Here is a 17,900-nt window from a genome sequence, read left to right on the forward strand (position 1 = left end):
CTCAGCTCCTCCCGAGCAGCAGTGCGGCATTGCTGCCGCCGAAGGCGAACGAGTTGCTGAGCACGTGGCGCAGCGGACCGGCAGCGCGTCGCCCGGGCGCGACCAGGTCGAGCTGCGGCAGCGCGGGGTCGGCATGGCCGTCCCACCAATGCGGCGGCAGCCGGTGTTCCGGATTGCGCGCCATCGCCAGCCAGCACAGGCCGGCTTCCAGTGCGCCGGCGGCGCCGAGGGTATGTCCGGTCAGGGCCTTGGTCGAACTGGCCGCAACCGCGCTGCCCAGCGTCGCCATCACCGCGCGGCTTTCCATCGCGTCGTTCTGCGGCGTGGCGGTGCCGTGCAGGTTGACGTAGTCGACGTCGCCCGCCGCGACGCCGGCACGCGCCAGCGCCTGCTCGATCGCGGCGATCGCGCCGGCGCCTTGCGGCTCCGGCGCCGACATGTGGTGGGCGTCGGAAGTCTCACCCCAGCCGGCCAAATGCACCGGTCCGGGTTCGCGCGTCATCAGGAACAGCGCGGCGCCTTCGCCGATGTGGATGCCCGAACGGTTACCCGAGAAGGGGTTGCTGCGCTGCTCCGACACGGCCTCCAGCGCGCTGAATCCGGAAATGGTGAACGAGCACAGCGAATCGGCGCCGCCGGCGATCACGGCGTCTGCGATGCCGGCGCGCAGCAGTCGTGCTGCCGAGGCCAGCGCCTTGGCACTGGAGGAACACGCCGTCGACACGGTCCAGGCCGGCCCGCGGGCACCGCTTTCGGCGGCCACGAATCCGGACGGCGCACCGATCTCCTGTTGCGCGTAGTGGAAGTCGGATGGCCACTCGCCGGTGGCGTGACGCTGCGGCAGGGAACGCTCGGCCTCGCCGATGCCTGAAGTGCTGGTGCCGACGATCACCGCGACGCGATGCGCACCGTAACGTTCGATGGCCGCCACCACGGCATCGCGGATCTGCGCGTGTGCCATGCGCAGCAGCGCGTTGTTGCGCGTGCGCATCGACAGCGGGCAATCCGAGAGGTCCGGCAACGCCTCCCCGACCAGGCCCACCGCAAGCGGGCGTCCTGGCGTGTAGGCATCGGTCACCGTCACGCCACGCGGCGCGTCGCTGGCGAACAGCGAATGCGCCACGGCGTCGGCGCCGTGTCCCAATGAGCAGACGATGCCCAGTTCGTTTAGATAGGCGTAGGTCATGGGGCCTGGACCTCCTGGCCCACCGACTCTATCTGCAGGCGATAACCATCGGCGCGGTTGTCGAGCAGGTAGCGACCCTCGCCTTGGCGCTCCACCTGCAGCCAGACGGCGCCGTCGCGCATCAGGCGGCGGACGCTGCCGTCCTCCTGCAGCGTCCATGGTGCGGGCAGCGCGGCACGGATCGCCTCGGCGGGCCACAGCGTGAATTGCAGGTCGGCGAGCACGCGCTCGCCACGCACCGACGCAGGAAGCCACGGTGCGCGTTGTTGCTGCAGGTGCTCGCCGTCCCAGCTCAGCCGCACGCCGGATTGACCCAGCGCCTGCACGGCCAGGCGAACCTCCTGCGCATCCACTTCGAGCAGGGCATCGAGATCGCGCTGCTGCTGGCCGAAGCTGAAATGCAGCTGTTGCTGCAGCGACAGCTCGTGTCCGAGCGCCGACGGCGCCAGTCGAAGCTCCGGTACCGACGCGGCCACGCGCGGCGGCGTTGCAGTGCACGCCGCCAGTGCTGCCGACAGCAGCAGGGCGATCAGGCGTCGCACAGCTCTTCCAGTACCGCCAGGCGGCGACCGCTGTCGGCCACGTAGGGATTCTTCGTGTCCCACGCATAGCCGGCCAGGATCGAGCAGATCATGCGGCGTACGTCGGGCTGCTGCTCCGGGTGGAAGATGATCTTCTGGAAGCCGCCCGCGTACCAGGACTCGACGAAGCGGCGGAACGTTTTCACACCGGCGCGCAGTGGGATGGAAAAGTCGCGCTCCCAATCGACCTGTTCGCCCGCGTACTTGCGCGCCAGGCAGTCCGAGGCGAGCTGCGCCGACTTGAAGGCGATGGTCACGCCCGAAGAGAACACCGGGTCGAGGAACTCGCCGGCGTTGCCCAGCAGCGCGTAGCCCGGGCCCCACAGCGACGACACGTTGCTCGAGTAACCCATGATCTGGCGCACCGGCATCACGTCCCACTTCGCGTTGGCGAGCAAGCGCGTCAGGTTCGGGTCCTCGCCGACGATGGCTTGCAGGCGCTCGACATCGCTGCCCTGGTAGCGGTCGAGGAAGGCCTTCTCGGCGACCACGCCCAGCGAGCAGCAGCCGTTGGAGAACGGGATCGTCCAGTACCACACGTCCACGTGCTCGGGATGGGTGGTGATCAGGATCTTGTTGCGGTCGAACGTGCCGACCGGGATGTTGTCCTGGACGTGGGTGAAGATCGCGCCGCGCGCCGGGAAGTTGGACGGCGCCTCCAGCTTCAGCAGGCGCGGCAGCAGGCGGGCGAAGCCGCTGGCGTCGAGGATGAAGTCGGCCTCGATCACGTACTCGCGGCCGTCGGGCGCGCGCGCGGTGACGAGCGGCGTCTCGCCCGGCTCAACCGCCAGCACTTCGTGGCCGAAGCGAAGGTCCGCGCCCATGCGCTGCGCGCCCTTGGCGAGCAGGTGGTCGAAGTCGGCGCGCTGCACCTGATAAGTGGTGCCCCAGCCCGGCGAGAAGCGATCGCGGAAATCGAACTCGGTCTGGCGCTCGCCGCGCACGAACGTCGCGCCGTTCTTGTGCTGGAATCCGGCTTCGACCACGTCGCGCAGCAGGCCGGCGGCTTCGATGTATTCCATGCTCTGCGGCAGCAGGCTCTCGCCGATCGAGAAGCGCGGAAACTGCTCGCGCTCAAGCATCACCACCTCGCGTCCCTGCTTGCGCAGCATCGCCGCCACCACCGAGCCGGCCGGGCCGGCACCGACGATCAGCACCTGGGTTCGTTCCATCGCGAGGGTCATGCGTGTATTCCTGGAGAAAGTGGAGTGGCGTGCGGCCACGAAGAATGGGAAGGCAGGCCAGGCATCGCGCGCTCAGTCATGGGCGGCCTGCGCATGCGGCGGAACATGTGGACGAAACAGGGGCGACAGCAGCCACACCAGGCCGATGCCGAACAGCAGGGTGAGGCCGAACGCGTGCAGCGCCGGCGTCGCGGAGAGCGCCAGCAGGCCGAACGACAGCCAGGTGCTGGCCGCGCCGACGCTGACCGCCAGCCAGGCCGATGCATCGCCGCGGTGTTCGAGCAGGAAGATGCCGTAGTCGATGCCCATGCCCAGCAGCAACAGCAGCGCCAGCACGTTGAACAGCTGAAGCGGCTCGCCGAGCCAGCCGAGCAGTGCGACCGACAGTAGTCCCGCCAGTACCGTCGGCAGCATCGCCCGCCAGGCGTCGCGGCGATAGCGGACCCACAGCGACACGAACACCAGCACGGCGCCGGCCAGCAGCAGCGCCAGCATCATCCGTCGGTAGTGGCCCAGCAGGCTGGAAAATTCGGCGGTGCGATTGACCCAGCGCACGCCGTGAAGTCCCTGGGCCTGCGTGGCCAGCAGGTCGAGCAGGTCGTCTCCGCCGGGTGCATCCACCATGACCACGCTGGCGACACCATCGCCGCTACGGCCCAGCCACAGCGCACGCAACGGCTTCGAGGCCGGCGAGGCCATCCAGGCCTCCAGCGACAATGCCGCAGATGCGAACGTCGGTCGAGCGAACTGCTCGCCGGTCGCGGCGCCCACCTGTACCAGCACGGCGTTCTCGGCGCGCGCCGTCATCGCGGCATCGGCGGCCTGCTGTTGCTGCGAGGGTAGCCAGTCGCTGATCGCGCGGTAGCCGTGGATGCGGCCTTCGCGCGCCAGCGACGACAGACGCGCTGTGAGCTTGTGCTCGCGTTGCAGCAGCGTTTCGGTGTCGTTCGCGCGTACCAGGTAGAACTGCGCCGGACTGGGCAGCGCCAGCAACCGGCTGATCTCGATCTGCTGGTCGATCAGCGCCTTCGGCGAGGACTGCAGGTTGCGCAAGTCGTCGTTGCTGCGCAGTTGCCACAGGCCACCGATGACGACGACGGCCGCAACCGCGGCCGCGATCCACCAGCCCTTGGTCAGGCGCACGCGCGGCCAGCGCGACATCCACGCTTGCATGGCCCGAGACAGCGCCGAAGGACGCACTTGCCCGCGGTCCAGCCACGGAAACCAGCACAGCACGGTGAGAAACGCCGCGCCCAGGCCGACGGCGGAGAACACCGCCATCTGCTGCAACCCGGGGAACGGGGCCAATCCCAGAGCCAGGTAGGCCAGCGCGCTGGTCAGCCACGCCAACCCCATACCGGGCAGCAGCGAGCGCAGCAGCGTCCAGCGCTCGATGCGCGGATGGCCCTGGCGCGAGGCGAACCAATGGATGCCGTAATCCTCGGCGACACCGACCAGGCTGGCGCCGAACACCAGCGTCAGCAGGTGCACCTGGCCAAATATCATCGCGGTGACCGACAGCGCCGCCGCGACGCCGATCAGCAACGACAGCGCCACGAGCACGATGGGCGTCATCGAGCGGAAGGCCAGCCACACCAGCAACAGCACCGCCGCCAGCGAGCCGAAGCCGATGATGTTGACCTCGCGGCTGGCCTGCACGGCCGCGGCCTCGGCATGCAGTGGCACGCCGGCGCGCAGTTCGCGCAGGTCGGGCACGGCCTTGCTGGCGGCGGCATAGGCGTCGTCGAGAGCGGCATCGATCACGGGTTCGCCATCGAGACGGAACGCCGAGCCACGGGTCTCGAACTGCAGCACCGCCCAGGTACGCGCATGTCCTGTGCTGTCGTCGGCCTGCAGCAGGCCGTCGGCATCGAAACGCATGCCCGAGGCAGTGGCTTGGGCCTGCCACCATTGCGGCCACAGGTTGAGCGGGTCCTCGCGCCACTGCGTCATGCGTGGCGAGCCCATCGGGCCATACAACGCGGCCAGCGCTTCCTCCGCCAGCGCGTCGGGCGCGGTGTCGCGAAGGCGCACGCGTTGCGCGTCGGTCAGCAGGCGATCACGCCACGGCCGGTAGAACTCGCGCGTGGCATCGAACCAGCCTTCGACCGACGTCGATTCGACGAACGGCAACGACCTGGCCGCCTGCGCCGTGTTCAGCGACGCCCGATAGGCTTGCGCGGCCGCGCGCGCCTGCGCCGCATCGGCGGCGCCGAGCAGGACGACCATATTGCGGGCGCTGGCATCGGCGATGCGCCGGGTGGCGTCGGCCAGCGCCGGGTCATGGGCGTCGCGTGGCAGCAGGGCCAGTACGTCGCTTTCCAGACGCGACTCGTGCCAGAACCGCCATTGATGCACGCCCACCGCCAACACGGCGACGAGCCACAACCAGGCCAGGGCGCGCCAGCCGCGCCAGCGGGGCACGTCAGTCAAACCGGTGGACCTCGTCCGCGGTGAGCCTGGCCGGCGTTTCCGTCATGCCGGAGAACTGCAGCTGCGTCGTGTCGCCATTGCGCTCATCGATGCCGACGCGGCGCACGTAGCGGTCGCCTTCCAGCGTGATCGAGTTGAACGCCTGCGCGACCGCACCGGGTTTGGGCTTGAGCACCAGCTTCCAGCCGTTGTTCGGCAGCAGCTGCGGCTGCGCTTCGAAACGACCGGTCAACGCCTTCACGTCGCCGCTCATCAACGCGAACATCATCTCGTTGACCGCACGCAGCGCGGGCTGCTGGCGCGCGTCCAGCTCGACGCGGGTGCTGCCGTCGCGCTGGCGGCTGAGGATGCGATCGCGGGTCAGCACGACCTCGGACGGGAACGGCTTCAGGGTGGTCCAGACCACGCCCTTGTCGCGCGCCAGCAGGAAGCGTCCCTGCGAGCGCAGCGGGTTCTTGAAGCCCTCGATACGCTTTTCCTGGGTGAACTCGCCACGCAGAACCGATACCTGCGCCACGCGCTGCTGCACCGCAGACAAGCCGTCGCCGGAACGCGCCTGAGCGGACGCCGCGCCGGGAAGCAGCAGCGCCGCCAATGCGATCGTGCGCAGCCCACCGCAAGCCGCGCGGATCATGGCGCCGGTACTCCCAGGCGTTCCCACAGCACCGGCGGGCAGACGTAGAGCATTTCGCCCGATTCCGCGCCGATCGCGACCTGGATGGTGTGGGCGCGGGTCAGCACCTCGCCGCTGGCGGCGTCGCGAATGACGTATTCCAGCTTCAGGCGGTTCTCCCACTCGGTGATGGTCGCCTGCACCTTCAGCGGCTGGGCGAAGCGCAGCGGACGGACGTACTTCACGCGCGCGTCGACCACCGGGAACAGATAGCCCGAGGCCTGCATCTGCGGGTAGTCGTAGTCATGGCGCTGCAGCAGGGCGCAGCGCGCGAGTTCGAAATACTTGAAGTAGTGGCCGTGCCAGACCACGTTCATCGGGTCGCAGTCGTGGAACGCCGGCGCCAGATCGATCTCGATGGACAGCTCACTGCGCATACAGGCTCCAGCGGCGCACGCGCACATCGTCCAGCAGCGAGCGCAGATCGTGGTCCAGCGCGCGGTCCTCCTCGACCAGCGCGATGCGCTCGTCCAGGTCGGCGAGCATCGCCGCCGGTTCACCTTCGACCTTCGTCTCCGGCGCGATCCGGCCGCGCAGCGCCACGCCCTGGCGCGCCGCGATCAGCATCGCCGCGACAACCTGCTCGGTCAGCTCGATCACGCGCAGGCAGTCGCGCGCGGCGATCGTGCCCATGCTGACCTTGTCCTGGTTGTGGCACTCGGTCGAACGCGAGAACACCGAGGCCGGCATGGTCAGCTTCAGCGCTTCGGCGGTCCACGCCGACACGCTGATCTGCAGTGCCTTCAAGCCATGGTTGATTGCCGCGCGCGGACCGCTGGCGCCAGACAGGTTGGACGGCAGGCCGTGGTTGAAGCGCGTGTCCACCAGCAGCGCCAGCTGGCGGTCGAGCAGGTCGGCCAGGTTGGCGACCGCATTTTTCAGGCTGTCCATCGCGAAGGCGATGTGGCCGCCGTAGAAGTGGCCGCCGTGCAGGATCTGCTCGCGGTCGGGATCGACCAGTGGATTGTCGTTGGCGCTGTTGAGTTCGTTCTCGATGAACTGGCGCAGGAACGGCAGAGCATCTTCCAGCACGCCGATCACGTGTGGCGCGCAGCGCAGCGAGTAACGGTCCTGCAGCCGCTGCTCGTTGCGCGACGGACGGTCGCTGTGCAGGTCGGCGCGCAGGCGCGCGGCCACGCGCATCTGGCCCGGATGCGGCTTGGCGGCGAACAGCACTTCATCGAAATGATGGGCGTTGCCGGCGCTCGCGACGACGTTGAGCGCGGTCAGGCGCGTGGCCAGCCGGCCCAGGTACTCGGCGCGTTCGTAGGCCAGGCACGCCAGCGCGGTCATCACCGCGGTGCCGTTCATGATCGCCAGGCCTTCCTTGGGGCGCAGCCGCAACGGCGTGATGCCGGCTTCGGCCAGCGCCTCGGCGGCGGGGCGGCGGCGGCCGTGGTACATGACCTCGCGCTCGCCACACAGCACGGCGGCGACGTACGACAGCGGCGTCAGGTCGCCGCTGGCGCCGACCGAGCCTTCGGCCGGGATCAGCGGCAGGATGTCGTGCTGCAACAGCGCGACCAGGCCCTCGAGCAGCGGCAGGCTGACGCCGGACATGCCGCGCGACAGCGAAGCCAGGCGCGTGGCCAGCACCGCGCGAGTCTCGGTTTCGTCGAGGAAGCGGCCGAGGCCGCAGCCGTGGTAGGCAAACAGGTGGTGCGGCAACTCCGACAACAGCTCCGGCGGAATGACCACCGTGCACGAATCGCCGTAACCGGTGGTCACGCCATAGACCACGCCGTCCTCGCGCAGCAGCCGGTCGAGGAACTCGGTGCCGCGCGCGATGCGGGCGCGGAACGCGGGGTCGGCGGACAGCATCGCGCCGCGTTCGCGACGCGCCAGCGCGGTCACGTCCTCGATGTTCAGGGGGCCGTCGCCGAACGACAACGGCGCGGTTTCAACGAGGGGAAGCGTCATGTGAATCCTGGTCCCAGAACGGGAAAAAATTGAACCAGTCGAAAGGAGCGTGGCGAACCTGCTCCTCCAACCATTGGGCGAACCGGGCGGCCTGTTCCGACAGCGCGGCATCGCGAGCATTGCGGGGCAGCACCACACGCTCGCTGAACTGCTCGAAGCCGATGCGGTAGCCGTCGCCTTCATGGGTGCAGGCCATCGCGAACATCGGACAGCCGATCGCCGAAGCCAGCACGTACGGGCCGATCGGGAACGCGGCGGGCCGTCCGAGGAATTCGGCGCGGACGCTGCGCGCGCTGCTCACCGGCACGCGGTCGCCGGCAATGGCGACGAACTCGCCGGCCGCGACGCGGCGTCCCAGCTCCATCGCCATGGCCGCATCGAGCTGGGTGACCTGCAGCAGCTCGACCCGGCAATCCGGATTGAGGCGCCGGAGCAGGCGGTTGAAATCCTCCGCGTGGGCGGTGTGCACCAGCGCGGTCAGGCGGAATCCGGGGACGTCGTCGGCCAGCGCCTGGCACAGCTCCAGGCAGCCGATGTGCGCGGTGACGATCACGCCGCCCTGACCGCTGGCGATCTGCTGCAGCATGACCTCGCGTTGCATGCGCACCTTGCCCGACGGATAGCGCCCGCCGGTGGCCAGCAGCTTGTCGAGCAGCGTTTCGGCGAAGCTCGCGAAATGGCGCAGGCTCTGGCGCAATCCGGGCGGCGCGTCGAACACGCGATGCCGGGCCTGCAGACGAGACAGGTATTCGAGCGAGGCGCGGCGCGCGGTGCGGTTGAGCAGCCAGTGCACCAGCACGACCGGGTACAGGCACAGGCGGAACGGCGCGCGGCCCAGCCAGCGGTCGATCGCGCACAGGAAGGCGATGCCGCCGACCGAAGTCGACTCGCCGATCTGCGCCCAGTGCTGGCCGCTCGCCTGCGTCATCTCAGCGCCCGCCAGGCAAGGCGCGGCAATCGCCGCAACATGCCGAAGAACAGTCGCGTGTGCATGCGACTGATGCGCACGTTGTCACGCCATACGTCGAAGTGCGAGACGCCGTCGCTGGGGTAGCGCACAGGCGTGGCCAGATTCTCGATGCCGACGCCGCGCCAGTGCAGGCGCACGACGATCTCCGGATCGAAGTCCATGCGCTGGCCGACGAATTCCTCGTCGATCAGCTTGAGCACCGGCTCGAGCGGGTAAACGCGGAAGCCGCACATCGAATCGCGGATCGCGAACGACAGCGTGTTGATCCACACCCACACGTGCGTGAGGTAGCGGCCGTACAGACGGCCCTTGGGCACGCTGGCGTCGTAGACCGGCGCGCCGTTGATGACCGAATCGGGAGCCGCCTGCGCGGCTTGAAGGAAGCGCGGGATGTCGGTCGCGTCGTGCTGGCCGTCGGCATCGATCTGCAGCACGTGGCTGGCGCCCAGGCGCGCGGCCTCGCGGAAACCGGCCAGCATCGCACCGCCCTTGCCGCGATTTTTTTCCAGGCGCAGCAGGCGCACGCCCTCGCGCGCGGCCTGCCGACGCAGTTCGGCCGCGCACGACTCGCGCGAGCCGTCGTCGACCAACAGGCAGGACTGGCCCACGGCCAACACGCCGTCGACCATCGCGCCGATCGCATGCTCGTGGTCGTAGACCGGAATCACCACCAGCGGGCGGAACGCGGGCGCGACGGCGTTCATGCCGCTTCCTCGCCGAAGATCACGCGGCCGCTGGCGTGCGCGCCGTGCTCGGATTGGTAGCGAAAGACCAGGGCGGACTTGGCCTGCTGCCATTCCAGGTGCAGGCGCACGCGCGTACCAGGGCGCAGCACCCGCTGGAACTTCAGGTTCTCCATCCGCAGGAAGCGCGGCGGCATGGCGAAGGCCTCGCGACCCCAACGCACCGCCCAGTCCAGCTGCGCAACGCCCGGCAGGATCGCAATCTGCGGGAAGTGGCCGTCGAACACCGCCAGTTCGGGATCGAGCACGATCTCCAGATCGGCCTTGGCCTCCTCGTGCGACAGCCAGTGGGGCTGCGGCCGCTCGGGACGGAACAGCGCGCGAAGGTCGGCTTCGCGAACCTTGCCCTGCGCGTTCATCGGCAGCGCATCGACGAAGCGCCAGCGGCGCGGACGTGCGACGGCATCCTGCGCCGAGGCGAGTGCGTCGTGCAGCACACGAGCAAAGGCGCGCCGGCCGTCGGCGGCGAGTTGCGCCGCGCCGGCGGGGCTGGGGACGATGACGGCCGCCAGTTGCGTGCGCGTCTCCGGCAGCACCAGCACGCGCGCTTCCGCGACTTCCGGCAACGCCAGGAGTTGACGCTCCAGCGCGCCGAGCGACACGCGCCGCTCCTCGATCTTGACGATGCGGTCGGCGCGGCCATTGAGACGGAACCCGTTGCGGCCGTCGGATTCGGCGCGGTCTTCGCTGCGCCACCATTGCCGGGTCGGCAGGTGCGGCGAGGAGATCTCGAGGTGGTCGTCGACGATCCGCCAGTCCACGCCCGGCATCGCGCGCCAGACCGGCGCGTCGTCATGCCACTGCCGCCACGCGATGCCGCCGGTTTCGCTGCTGCCGTAGATTTCGGTCGGTGCCGCGCCGAGCAGCCGGCTGGCCGCCGTCGCCGCGTCCTGCGGCAGCGCACCGCCGGAACTGAACACCGCACGCAGTTGCATGCGCGCATTCGACCAGTCCAGCGAATCGGGCATGCGCTTGAGGTGGGCAGGACTGCTGACCAGCAACGCGGGGCGATCGAGCGCGGCGACGATCTCTTCGTGGAAGAACACACGTGGCGCGATCGCGCGTCCCGATGCCAGCGGCCACAGCACACGGAACAACAGGCCGTAGATGTGCTGGTGCGACACCGTGCCGTGCACGACCGCATCGCCCAGCGCGGCGCCGAAAGTCGACTGCAAAGCCTCGACCTCGCGCGCCAGTTGCGACAGGCGCTTGTCGAGGGCGGTGGCTTCGCCGGTGGAACCGGAGGTGAAAACGACCAGGCGCGTGGTGTCCTCGTCCAGCGGCGTCCACGTTTCGCGCCTGCACGGCATGTCCGACGCGGTGGTGACCACGTCGTCGCCGCTGAAGCCGTCGCCGGCAAAGCCGTCGACTTCGCCGCGCAGCCGGGACACCGTCTCCGGCAGGTTGTCGCCGCACAGGTACACCGTCTTGCCGGCGTGCCAGGCGCCGTAGAGCGCCGCCGCGAAGGCGACCGTATCGTCGAAATACAGCGCCCAGCGCTGGCCGACGCGGGCGGCGAAGGCATGGCGCCACGCTTCGACGCGGTCGCGGAAGGCGGCGTGATCCAGAACGTGCCCGTCGGTGAGCGCGACGGCGCGACCGGGCAGGGGACGCGTGGCGATACGGTCCAGCGCGATCCAATCAGCCATGACGGCGCGCCTTCACCCGCTCCCTGACCAGCCACTCGCCGGCGAACAACGTGCCCATCAGCACGTAGGCGATCAAGCCGTTGTACAGCGCCCACACGCGCTCGCTGCTCCACAGGGCGGTGATGACGGCGATGCCGCCATTGAGGATGAAGAAGCCGCACCACATCTGCGTGACGCGCCGCGTGTAGGCCACCGCTTCAGGCGGCAGGTCGGGCTCCTGCAGGCGCGCGAGGCGCTCCACGGCGGACGGCGGAAAGCGCAGGCTCAGGCCGAACAGCAGCAGCATCGCCGCGTTGACCAGCGCGGGATACAGCTTGAGCGGCAGCGACGCATTGAATGCGGTGGCCCACAGCGCCAGCAACGCCGTGCCGGCGGCGGCGAACAGCCAGATGCGCTCGCGCGTGGCGAAGGCACGCAGCAGCGCCATTGCGCACAGCAGCACCGCCAGCCAGCGCGGCTCGAATCGGCCGAGCATGAGGTAGACCGCCAGCGGGTAGGCCAGCGATAGCGAGAGCAGGACGAGGGCGCGTGCGCGGCTCAGGGCAGTGCCGGAACTTCGGGCGAAGCCTCAGGCGGCTTCGCGGATCAAGCCGTGCAGCACGTCCACCACGTCCTGGACGGTGCGCACAGACTTGAAAGCGTCCGGTTGCAACCGTGCGCCCATCAGCGGCTTGAGCTGCACGATCAGGTCCACCGCGTCGATGCTGTCGATGTCCAGGTCGCCATGCAGCTGCGCTTCCGGAATGATGCGCTTGCGATCGATCTCGAAAGTGTCGTGAAGGATCGAGCTGATGCGTTCGAAGAGTTCGTTCTTGGTCATGGTGCTTCCTGCGCCGCTCAGGACCGCTGTGCGGCGACGAAATTCGCCAGCGCGTTGACGCTGGCAAAGTGCTGCCGGGTTTCCTGCGAATCCGCAGACAAGGTCACGCCATAGCGCTTCTGCAGCGCCAGGCCCAACTCCAGGGCATCGATCGAATCCAGGCCCAGGCCTTCGCCGAACAACGGCGCGGCCGCATCGATGTCGTTCGGGCCGATGTCCTCGAGGGACAGTGCCGAGATGATCAATTCCTTGATCTCAAGCTCAAGTGGTTGCACGCAGGCCCCCCCCGCGGAAATAAACGGTCAAATAATCAGTCAGCTGGCGCGCGGCGAGGGCTTCGCCCTGCGCTCCGTTGAGGAACGGCGCAATCTCGATGTCTTCCTGAACGTCGACGACCACATGAAACCGGCGCGCCGGGACACGATACCACTTCTCGCCTTTTCCCAGCGTCATGGGCTCGCAGCTCAGGCGTACCGGGGTGATGTCGAGGCCGCCGCGCACGGCGATGTTGGCGGCGCCGCGCTGCAGGGGGGTGGGCTCGTCGCGCCGGGTTCGGGTGCCCTCGGGGAAGATCACCAGGTTGCCTTTGTTATGTACGGCACGGATGCAATCGTCGACCAGGCCGGCGCCGTCGTCGTTGAACACGTAGCCGGCCGCGCGCACCGGGCCGCGGGTGCACGGATTGCGGGCCAGCGCCGACTTGACCACGCAGTCGGCGCTCGGGAGAAGGGACACCAGGAACACCACGTCGATCAGGGTCGGGTGGTTGGCCAGGATCAACAGGCCCTCGCGCTGCAGGCGCTCGCGTCCCCGGACCTCGTAGGTCAGCACGCCGAGCACACGCATCAGCTCGATGTGGGAGGCGAAGCTGACCTGCACCAGCCGGCGTGCCCAGCGCCGGCGCCGGACCGGGTCGCGCACCAGCAGGTTGATCGCCGGGAACACCAGCATGCCCAGCAATAGCCCGCCCACGCCGAAGGCGAGGAAGCTGATGCCGGTCCCGAAGACCCGCCAGGCGTGGTCGAGCCGCTCAGGCACGGCGCCGCCAGGTCCAGGCGATGCCGTCGGCGTGGTGGTTCAGCTCGCTGTCGCCGGACAGCAGGAAGCGAAGCACATCCAGGCCGTGCGGCAGCCCGGTGGCACCCGGACCGGCCTCGGCCGGCGCGCTGGTCAGGCTGATGCGCGCGCCCTCGCCGCCGGAGCGCAGGCGCCAGCTCCAGGCGTAGAACGGGTCCGGCTCGTCGAGGAAGCCGGCGTAGACCTGCGGCGGCTGCGCGTCGTAGACCACCACCAGCACTTCCGGCGCTCCGTCGGCGAGCAGTGCGGCGGCCTCGACTATCGCCGCCTCTGCGGTAGACCGGCCGGCGGCCAGCGCGATGTAGTTGCCACGCTCGCCACGCACGATCGAATAGAGCGCGGCGATCGCGTTGTGCACGGACAGGCCGAACTGCGTGGGCGACATCGGCTCGTTGCGCGCCAGGTTGTCCAGCAGCTCGAACGAGCGCTGCACGTCGCCGTGGCGCGAGGCGAATACCAGCGGGATCGATCCGTTGGAAGCTTCCGTGGCTGGCGCGCACCAGCAAGCGACCTGAACCGCCATGCGGCCGAGACGCTCCATGCGACGGCGTTGCATGGCCGGCACTTCGGTCAGCGCGGGGGTGTCTTCGCCATGCGGCAGCGTGGGCTCCAGTGCCCAGGCCTGCCAGTGATCGCGTTGAGAAAGTCCGGGCGCCCAAGCCGCCCATTCAGCCACGGTGAAATCGATCATCCCTGCCTGCCAATTGATGAGTGCGCGGGGCCATCCTGGCCCCAGCCGGCCGCCAAGGGCGTCCGGGCGCTGGATTCTAGCGTGGCTGGTCGCGCATTCGCTGACTGCGCAGACAGGTGTGATTTTGTTTCCCTATGCGGGGTGCTAGGCGGGCTGCAGGTTGGCGTAGGCGAGCACCAGCCACTTGCTGCCGGCATCGTCGAAGTTGATCTGCACTCGCGCGTGCGCGCCGCTGCCTTCGTAATCGGTGACCGTGCCGAGCCCGAACGATGGGTGGCGAACCTGCGAACCCAGCTTCACCGCCGGTACCTCGATGGCGGCATGACCGTAGTCGCGGCGCGATTGTGTGGAATACATCGGCCGCGACACCTGTACCTTCGGCCGCACCTCGTGCAGCAGTGACGGCGGGATCTCGCGCAGGAAGCGCGACGGCACGCCGTACATGTCCATGCCGTGGATGCGACGCGTCTCGGCATAGCTCAGCACCAGTTTCTGCCGGGCGCGGGTGATGCCGACGTAGGCCAGGCGGCGTTCCTCTTCGAGCCGGCCTGCTTCCTCGGTCGACTTGCCGCTGGGGAACACGCCTTCCTCCATGCCCGCCAGAAAAACAAGCGGAAACTCCAGGCCTTTGGCGCTGTGCAGCGTCATCAGCTGCACGCCTTCCTCGCCCGCCTGGGCCTGGCCTTCGCCGGCTTCCAGTGCGGCATAGCTGAGGAACGCCACCAGCTCCGGCATCGCGGCGGCGTCTTCCTCGTCGCTGCGGGTGAAGCGCGACGCCACCGAGACCAGTTCGTCGAGGTTGTCGACGCGCGAATCGAGCTGGCCCCGCGATTCGTTGAAGTAATGCTCGCGCAGGCCCGAGCGGATCAGCACGTGGTCGATCTTCTCAGGCAACGTCATCGACTGCACTTCGTTGTCGACGTCGTCGATCAACGCGAGGAAGCCGGCCACGGCATTGCGCGAGCGCGCCGCCAGGCCACCTTCGGCGACGATGCGGCGCGAGGCTTCCCACAACGCGACACCATCGGCGCGCGCGCGACGACGCACCTCGTCGAGCGTGCGCTCCCCGATGCCGCGCGCCGGCGTGTTGACCGCGCGTTCGAACGCGGCGTCGTCCAGGCGCGAGGCGATCAGGCGCAGGTAGGCGAGGGTGTCCTTGATTTCGGCGCGCTCGAAGAAGCGCTGGCCGCCATAGACGCGATACGGCACCTGCTCGGCCAGCAGCGCCTCTTCGAAGGCGCGCGACTGCGCGTTGCTGCGGTAGAGGATGGACACTTCGCCGTGGCTGCCGCCGTCGCGCACCCACTGGCGCAGGCGTTCGACGACGAAGCGCGCCTCGTCCATCTCGTTGTAGGCCGCGTACAGGTCGATCGGCTCTCCGACGCCGGTGTCGGTCCACAGCTTCTTGCCCAGCCTGTCCGGGTTGTGGGCGATGACGGCGTTGGCGGCGTCGAGGATGTTGGCGCTGGAGCGGTAGTTCTGTTCCAGGCGGATCGTGCTGGCGCCCGGAAAATCGCGCAGGAAGCGCTGCATGTTCTCGACCTTGGCGCCGCGCCAGCCGTAGATCGACTGGTCGTCGTCGCCGACCACGAACACGTGGCCGCTGTCACCGGCCAGCACACGCACGAACGCGTACTGGATGGCGTTGGTGTCCTGGAACTCGTCGACCAGGATCTCGCGGAAACGGTGGCGGTAATGCGCCAGCAACGCCGGGTTGTCGCGCAGCAGCTCGTGCGCGCGCAGCAGCAGCTCGGCGAAATCGACCAGGCCGGCGCGTTCGCAGCGTTCCTGGTAGGCCTCGTACGCCTTGTGCATGACCTCCGACCACTGGTCGCCGCTGGAGGGCTGGATGTGCTGCGGGCGCCGTCCTTCGTCCTTCTGGGCGTTGATCCACCAGGCGATCTGGCGCGGCGGGAAGCGCGTGTCGTCCAGCTCCAGCCCCTGCACCACGCGCTTGACCAGGCGCAGCTGGTCGTCGGAATCGAGCACCTGGAAGCCTTCCGGCAGCTTGGCCTCCTGCCAGTGCAGGCGCAGCAGGCGATGGGCGAGGCCGTGGAAGGTGCCGATCCACATGCCGCGCGCGCCGTGGCGCAACTGCCCGTCCACGCGCGAGCGCATCTCGCCGGCGGCCTTGTTGGTGAAGGTCACCGCGAGGATGCCGTGGGTCGGCACGCCATGGACCTCGTTGAGCCAGGCGATGCGGTGGGTGAGCACGCGGGTTTTGCCGGAGCCGGCGCCAGCGAGAACCAGATAATGACCGGGCGGGGCGCTGACGGCCTCGCGCTGAGCAGGATTCAGCGCGTCGAGCAGGTGGGAAACATCCATGCTGGCTATTGTAGCGGTGGCCTTCACGGAACCTCCCGCGAATGCAGGCGTTCAATATCGACATGTCCGTTCGCTGGCTGATCGCGTTGTGCCTGACCGCCTGCGGCGTCGCGGCGGCGGCCGAACCTGCGGGATCGATTCCGGCGGCCGGGCCAACGTCGCGCGTGCTGCGGGCCGGGGACAGCATCCTGAACATCGAGGTGGTCGATCCGCCCACTGCGGCCAGAAGCAGGGAGCTGCAGGACTGGGCGGCGGAAGCCGCAGGTGCCGCCTTGGCGGCGTTCGGACGCTTCCCGCTGCCCACTGCCACGGTCCGCATCGAGCAGCGCGACAGCCGCGATTCCAGTCCGGTGCCGTGGGGCCAGACGCTGCGTCGCGACGGCGTGTCAGTGCTGCTGTTCCCCCGACCCAACGCCGGTTTGCAGGAACTGCGAGGGGATTGGACCGCGGTGCACGAGATCTCGCACCTGTTCCATCCCTACCTGGGCAGCGACGGCCGCTGGCTGGCCGAGGGCCTGGCGAGCTACTACCAGAACGTGCTGCGCGCGCGCGTCGGGCTGATGACGCAGGCCGATGCCTGGAAGGCGCTCGATGCCGGGTTTGGACGCGGCCGCCGCGAGGACAGCGGCCTTCCGCTGGACGAGTTGAGCCGCCGCCACCGCGGCACGATGCGGGTGTATTGGGCCGGCGCCGCCTTCTGGCTGGAAGCCGACCTGGCGCTGCGTCGCGGGGGCAGCAGCCTCGACGCCGTGCTTTCGCGCTACTCGCAATGCTGCCTGCGCGGCACCGGCGAGTCGGATCCCCGCGACTTCATCGCCGAGCTGGATCGGGTCGGTGGCGACGGGGTATTCGGTCGCCTGTACGAGCGCTACGCCGACTCGCGCGAGTTCCCCTCGCTCGACGGTGCGTATCGGACGCTCGGCATCGAAGCCGGCCCGGAAGGGCTGACGTTCTCCCCGCAGGCCGGCGAGGCCAGGCTGCGCCGCGCCATCATGGGGACCCGCCCCGCACGCGAGACGGGCACGCCTTGACCGGTGTCGTGTGTATCAGTGCCCGTTCTTGGCCTTGAGTTGCTGCGTCATCACGCGGTCGGTGTAGGCGATGCCGATCGCCGACAGGATGAACACGCAGTGGATGATCGTCTGCCACATCACGCCGGCCTCGGTGTAGGCAGCACCCGGGGTGCTGTCGGCCGGCAGGCCTGCGCCGAGAGCGCCGACGGCGATGAAGGTCTTGAGCAGGTGGATCGAGGAGATGCCGATGATCGCCATCGCCAGCTTGACCTTGAGCACGCTGGCGTTGACGTGGCCCAGCCATTCCGGCTGGTCCGGGTGGCCTTCCAGGTTCAGGCGCGAGACGAAGGTCTCGTAGCCGCCGACGATCACCATCACCAGCAGGTTGGAGATCATCACCACGTCGATCAGGCCGAGCACGGCCAGCATGATCTGCTGTTCGCCGAACGTGGTCGCGTGCGAGAACAGGTGCCACAGCTCCTTCAGGAACAGCACCACGTAGACGCCCTGGGCGACGATCAGCCCGAGGTACAGAGGCAGCTGCAGCCAGCGCGAGCTGAAGATCAGGGACGGCAGGGGATTGAGGGAGCGTTCGGACGTTAGTGACATACGGCGGCGTTGGGACGTGATCCGGG

Annotated in this window: 18 protein-coding genes; 1 reads left to right on the top strand and 17 read right to left on the bottom strand. The window is 68.8% G+C overall.

All coding sequences use genetic code 11. From position 1 onward, the window contains the following. Nucleotide 1: 1 nt before the first annotated feature. From J2X06_RS00925 to uvrD, 16 genes are all read right to left on the bottom strand, one after another. On the bottom strand, nt 2-1,186 hold the full coding sequence (locus tag J2X06_RS00925) for a beta-ketoacyl-ACP synthase (protein WP_310057082.1): 1,185 nt from the start codon (nt 1,184-1,186) through the stop codon (nt 2-4). Then, on the bottom strand, nt 1,183-1,728 hold the full coding sequence (locus tag J2X06_RS00930; protein ID WP_430539471.1) for a DUF3261 domain-containing protein: 546 nt from the start codon (nt 1,726-1,728) through the stop codon (nt 1,183-1,185). Before J2X06_RS00930 ends, J2X06_RS00925 begins: the two co-directional genes overlap by 4 nt. Then, nucleotides 1,716-2,951: an NAD(P)/FAD-dependent oxidoreductase gene (locus J2X06_RS00935; protein ID WP_310057085.1), complete on the bottom strand. Its 1,236-nt coding sequence runs from the start codon at nt 2,949-2,951 to the stop codon at nt 1,716-1,718. The genes J2X06_RS00930 and J2X06_RS00935 overlap by 13 nt, the downstream gene beginning before the upstream one ends. 72 nt (nt 2,952-3,023) lie before the next feature. Continuing rightward, complete coding sequence (locus J2X06_RS00940) at nt 3,024-5,375, bottom strand: MMPL family transporter (RefSeq protein WP_430539530.1); 2,352 nt, start codon at nt 5,373-5,375, stop codon at nt 3,024-3,026. A 1-nt stretch (nt 5,376) separates the two neighbouring features. Next, the gene (locus tag J2X06_RS00945) at nt 5,377-6,018 is read right to left on the bottom strand and encodes an outer membrane lipoprotein carrier protein LolA (RefSeq protein WP_310057090.1); all 642 of its coding nucleotides are present in this window, start codon (nt 6,016-6,018) and stop codon (nt 5,377-5,379) included. Further along, a complete protein-coding gene (locus J2X06_RS00950; protein WP_310057093.1) occupies nt 6,015-6,434 on the bottom strand; it encodes an acyl-CoA thioesterase in 420 nt (139 codons plus the stop codon). Before J2X06_RS00950 ends, J2X06_RS00945 begins: the two co-directional genes overlap by 4 nt. Continuing rightward, a complete protein-coding gene (locus tag J2X06_RS00955; protein WP_310057094.1) occupies nt 6,424-7,977 on the bottom strand; it encodes an HAL/PAL/TAL family ammonia-lyase in 1,554 nt (517 codons plus the stop codon). Before J2X06_RS00955 ends, J2X06_RS00950 begins: the two co-directional genes overlap by 11 nt. Continuing rightward, nucleotides 7,958-8,905 (bottom strand): acyltransferase, encoded by a 948-nt coding sequence (locus J2X06_RS00960; protein WP_310057096.1) that lies wholly within the window; start codon nt 8,903-8,905, stop codon nt 7,958-7,960. The genes J2X06_RS00955 and J2X06_RS00960 overlap by 20 nt, the downstream gene beginning before the upstream one ends. Next, complete coding sequence (locus J2X06_RS00965) at nt 8,902-9,651, bottom strand: glycosyltransferase family 2 protein (RefSeq protein ID WP_310057099.1); 750 nt, start codon at nt 9,649-9,651, stop codon at nt 8,902-8,904. The genes J2X06_RS00960 and J2X06_RS00965 overlap by 4 nt, the downstream gene beginning before the upstream one ends. Continuing rightward, nucleotides 9,648-11,339 (bottom strand): AMP-binding protein, encoded by a 1,692-nt coding sequence (locus J2X06_RS00970; RefSeq protein WP_310057101.1) that lies wholly within the window; start codon nt 11,337-11,339, stop codon nt 9,648-9,650. The genes J2X06_RS00965 and J2X06_RS00970 overlap by 4 nt, the downstream gene beginning before the upstream one ends. Continuing rightward, nucleotides 11,332-11,814, bottom strand: coding sequence for a hypothetical protein (locus J2X06_RS00975; protein ID WP_310057103.1), 483 nt, complete (start codon nt 11,812-11,814; stop codon nt 11,332-11,334). Before J2X06_RS00975 ends, J2X06_RS00970 begins: the two co-directional genes overlap by 8 nt. 93 nt (nt 11,815-11,907) lie before the next feature. After that, on the bottom strand, nt 11,908-12,159 hold the full coding sequence (locus tag J2X06_RS00980; protein ID WP_310057106.1) for an acyl carrier protein: 252 nt from the start codon (nt 12,157-12,159) through the stop codon (nt 11,908-11,910). Nucleotides 12,160-12,176: 17 nt separating this feature from the next. Further along, complete coding sequence (locus tag J2X06_RS00985) at nt 12,177-12,434, bottom strand: phosphopantetheine-binding protein (RefSeq protein ID WP_310057107.1); 258 nt, start codon at nt 12,432-12,434, stop codon at nt 12,177-12,179. Then, nucleotides 12,421-13,197, bottom strand: a complete 777-nt coding sequence (locus J2X06_RS00990; protein ID WP_310057109.1) for a lysophospholipid acyltransferase family protein — start codon at nt 13,195-13,197, stop codon at nt 12,421-12,423. The genes J2X06_RS00985 and J2X06_RS00990 overlap by 14 nt, the downstream gene beginning before the upstream one ends. After that, nucleotides 13,190-13,927 carry a beta-ketoacyl synthase chain length factor gene (locus tag J2X06_RS00995; RefSeq protein WP_310057112.1) on the bottom strand — a complete coding sequence of 246 codons (738 nt, stop codon included), beginning with the start codon at nt 13,925-13,927 and terminating at the stop codon, nt 13,190-13,192. Before J2X06_RS00995 ends, J2X06_RS00990 begins: the two co-directional genes overlap by 8 nt. A gap of 144 nt (nt 13,928-14,071) precedes the next feature. Beyond that, nucleotides 14,072-16,252: a DNA helicase II gene (gene uvrD, locus J2X06_RS01000; RefSeq protein ID WP_310057115.1), complete on the bottom strand. Its 2,181-nt coding sequence runs from the start codon at nt 16,250-16,252 to the stop codon at nt 14,072-14,074. A gap of 62 nt (nt 16,253-16,314) precedes the next feature. Between uvrD and J2X06_RS01005 the strand changes: the two genes are divergently transcribed. Further along, nucleotides 16,315-17,283 carry a hypothetical protein gene (locus J2X06_RS01005; protein WP_310057117.1) on the top strand — a complete coding sequence of 323 codons (969 nt, stop codon included), beginning with the start codon at nt 16,315-16,317 and terminating at the stop codon, nt 17,281-17,283. 15 nt (nt 17,284-17,298) lie between these two features. On the opposite strand, the gene J2X06_RS01010 is transcribed toward J2X06_RS01005, so the two are convergent. Then, a complete protein-coding gene (locus J2X06_RS01010) occupies nt 17,299-17,874 on the bottom strand; it encodes a TIGR00645 family protein (RefSeq protein ID WP_310057119.1) in 576 nt (191 codons plus the stop codon). Nucleotides 17,875-17,900 lie beyond the last annotated feature (26 nt).

It is taken from the genome of Lysobacter niastensis, assembly GCF_031457115.1.
GTDB lineage: Bacteria > Pseudomonadota > Gammaproteobacteria > Xanthomonadales > Xanthomonadaceae > Lysobacter_J > Lysobacter_J niastensis_A.

Bases quoted from the DNA above. Each gene is read 5' to 3' on its own strand.
- uvrD (WP_310057115.1), bottom strand. From the start codon at position 16,252: ATGGATGTTTCCCACCTGCTCGACGCGCTGAATCCTGCTCAGCGCGAG.
- J2X06_RS00955 (WP_310057094.1), bottom strand. From the start codon at position 7,977: ATGACGCTTCCCCTCGTTGAAACCGCGCCGTTGTCGTTCGGCGACGGC.
- J2X06_RS00970 (WP_310057101.1), bottom strand. From the start codon at position 11,339: ATGGCTGATTGGATCGCGCTGGACCGTATCGCCACGCGTCCCCTGCCC.
- J2X06_RS01005 (WP_310057117.1), top strand. From the start codon at position 16,315: ATGTCCGTTCGCTGGCTGATCGCGTTGTGCCTGACCGCCTGCGGCGTC.
- J2X06_RS00980 (WP_310057106.1), bottom strand. From the start codon at position 12,159: ATGACCAAGAACGAACTCTTCGAACGCATCAGCTCGATCCTTCACGAC.
- J2X06_RS00935 (WP_310057085.1), bottom strand. From the start codon at position 2,951: ATGACCCTCGCGATGGAACGAACCCAGGTGCTGATCGTCGGTGCCGGC.
- J2X06_RS00925 (WP_310057082.1), bottom strand. From the start codon at position 1,186: ATGACCTACGCCTATCTAAACGAACTGGGCATCGTCTGCTCATTGGGA.
- J2X06_RS00965 (WP_310057099.1), bottom strand. From the start codon at position 9,651: ATGAACGCCGTCGCGCCCGCGTTCCGCCCGCTGGTGGTGATTCCGGTC.
- J2X06_RS00995 (WP_310057112.1), bottom strand. From the start codon at position 13,927: ATGATCGATTTCACCGTGGCTGAATGGGCGGCTTGGGCGCCCGGACTT.
- J2X06_RS00945 (WP_310057090.1), bottom strand. From the start codon at position 6,018: ATGATCCGCGCGGCTTGCGGTGGGCTGCGCACGATCGCATTGGCGGCG.
- J2X06_RS00960 (WP_310057096.1), bottom strand. From the start codon at position 8,905: ATGACGCAGGCGAGCGGCCAGCACTGGGCGCAGATCGGCGAGTCGACT.
- J2X06_RS01010 (WP_310057119.1), bottom strand. From the start codon at position 17,874: ATGTCACTAACGTCCGAACGCTCCCTCAATCCCCTGCCGTCCCTGATC.
- J2X06_RS00975 (WP_310057103.1), bottom strand. From the start codon at position 11,814: ATGCTCGGCCGATTCGAGCCGCGCTGGCTGGCGGTGCTGCTGTGCGCA.
- J2X06_RS00950 (WP_310057093.1), bottom strand. From the start codon at position 6,434: ATGCGCAGTGAGCTGTCCATCGAGATCGATCTGGCGCCGGCGTTCCAC.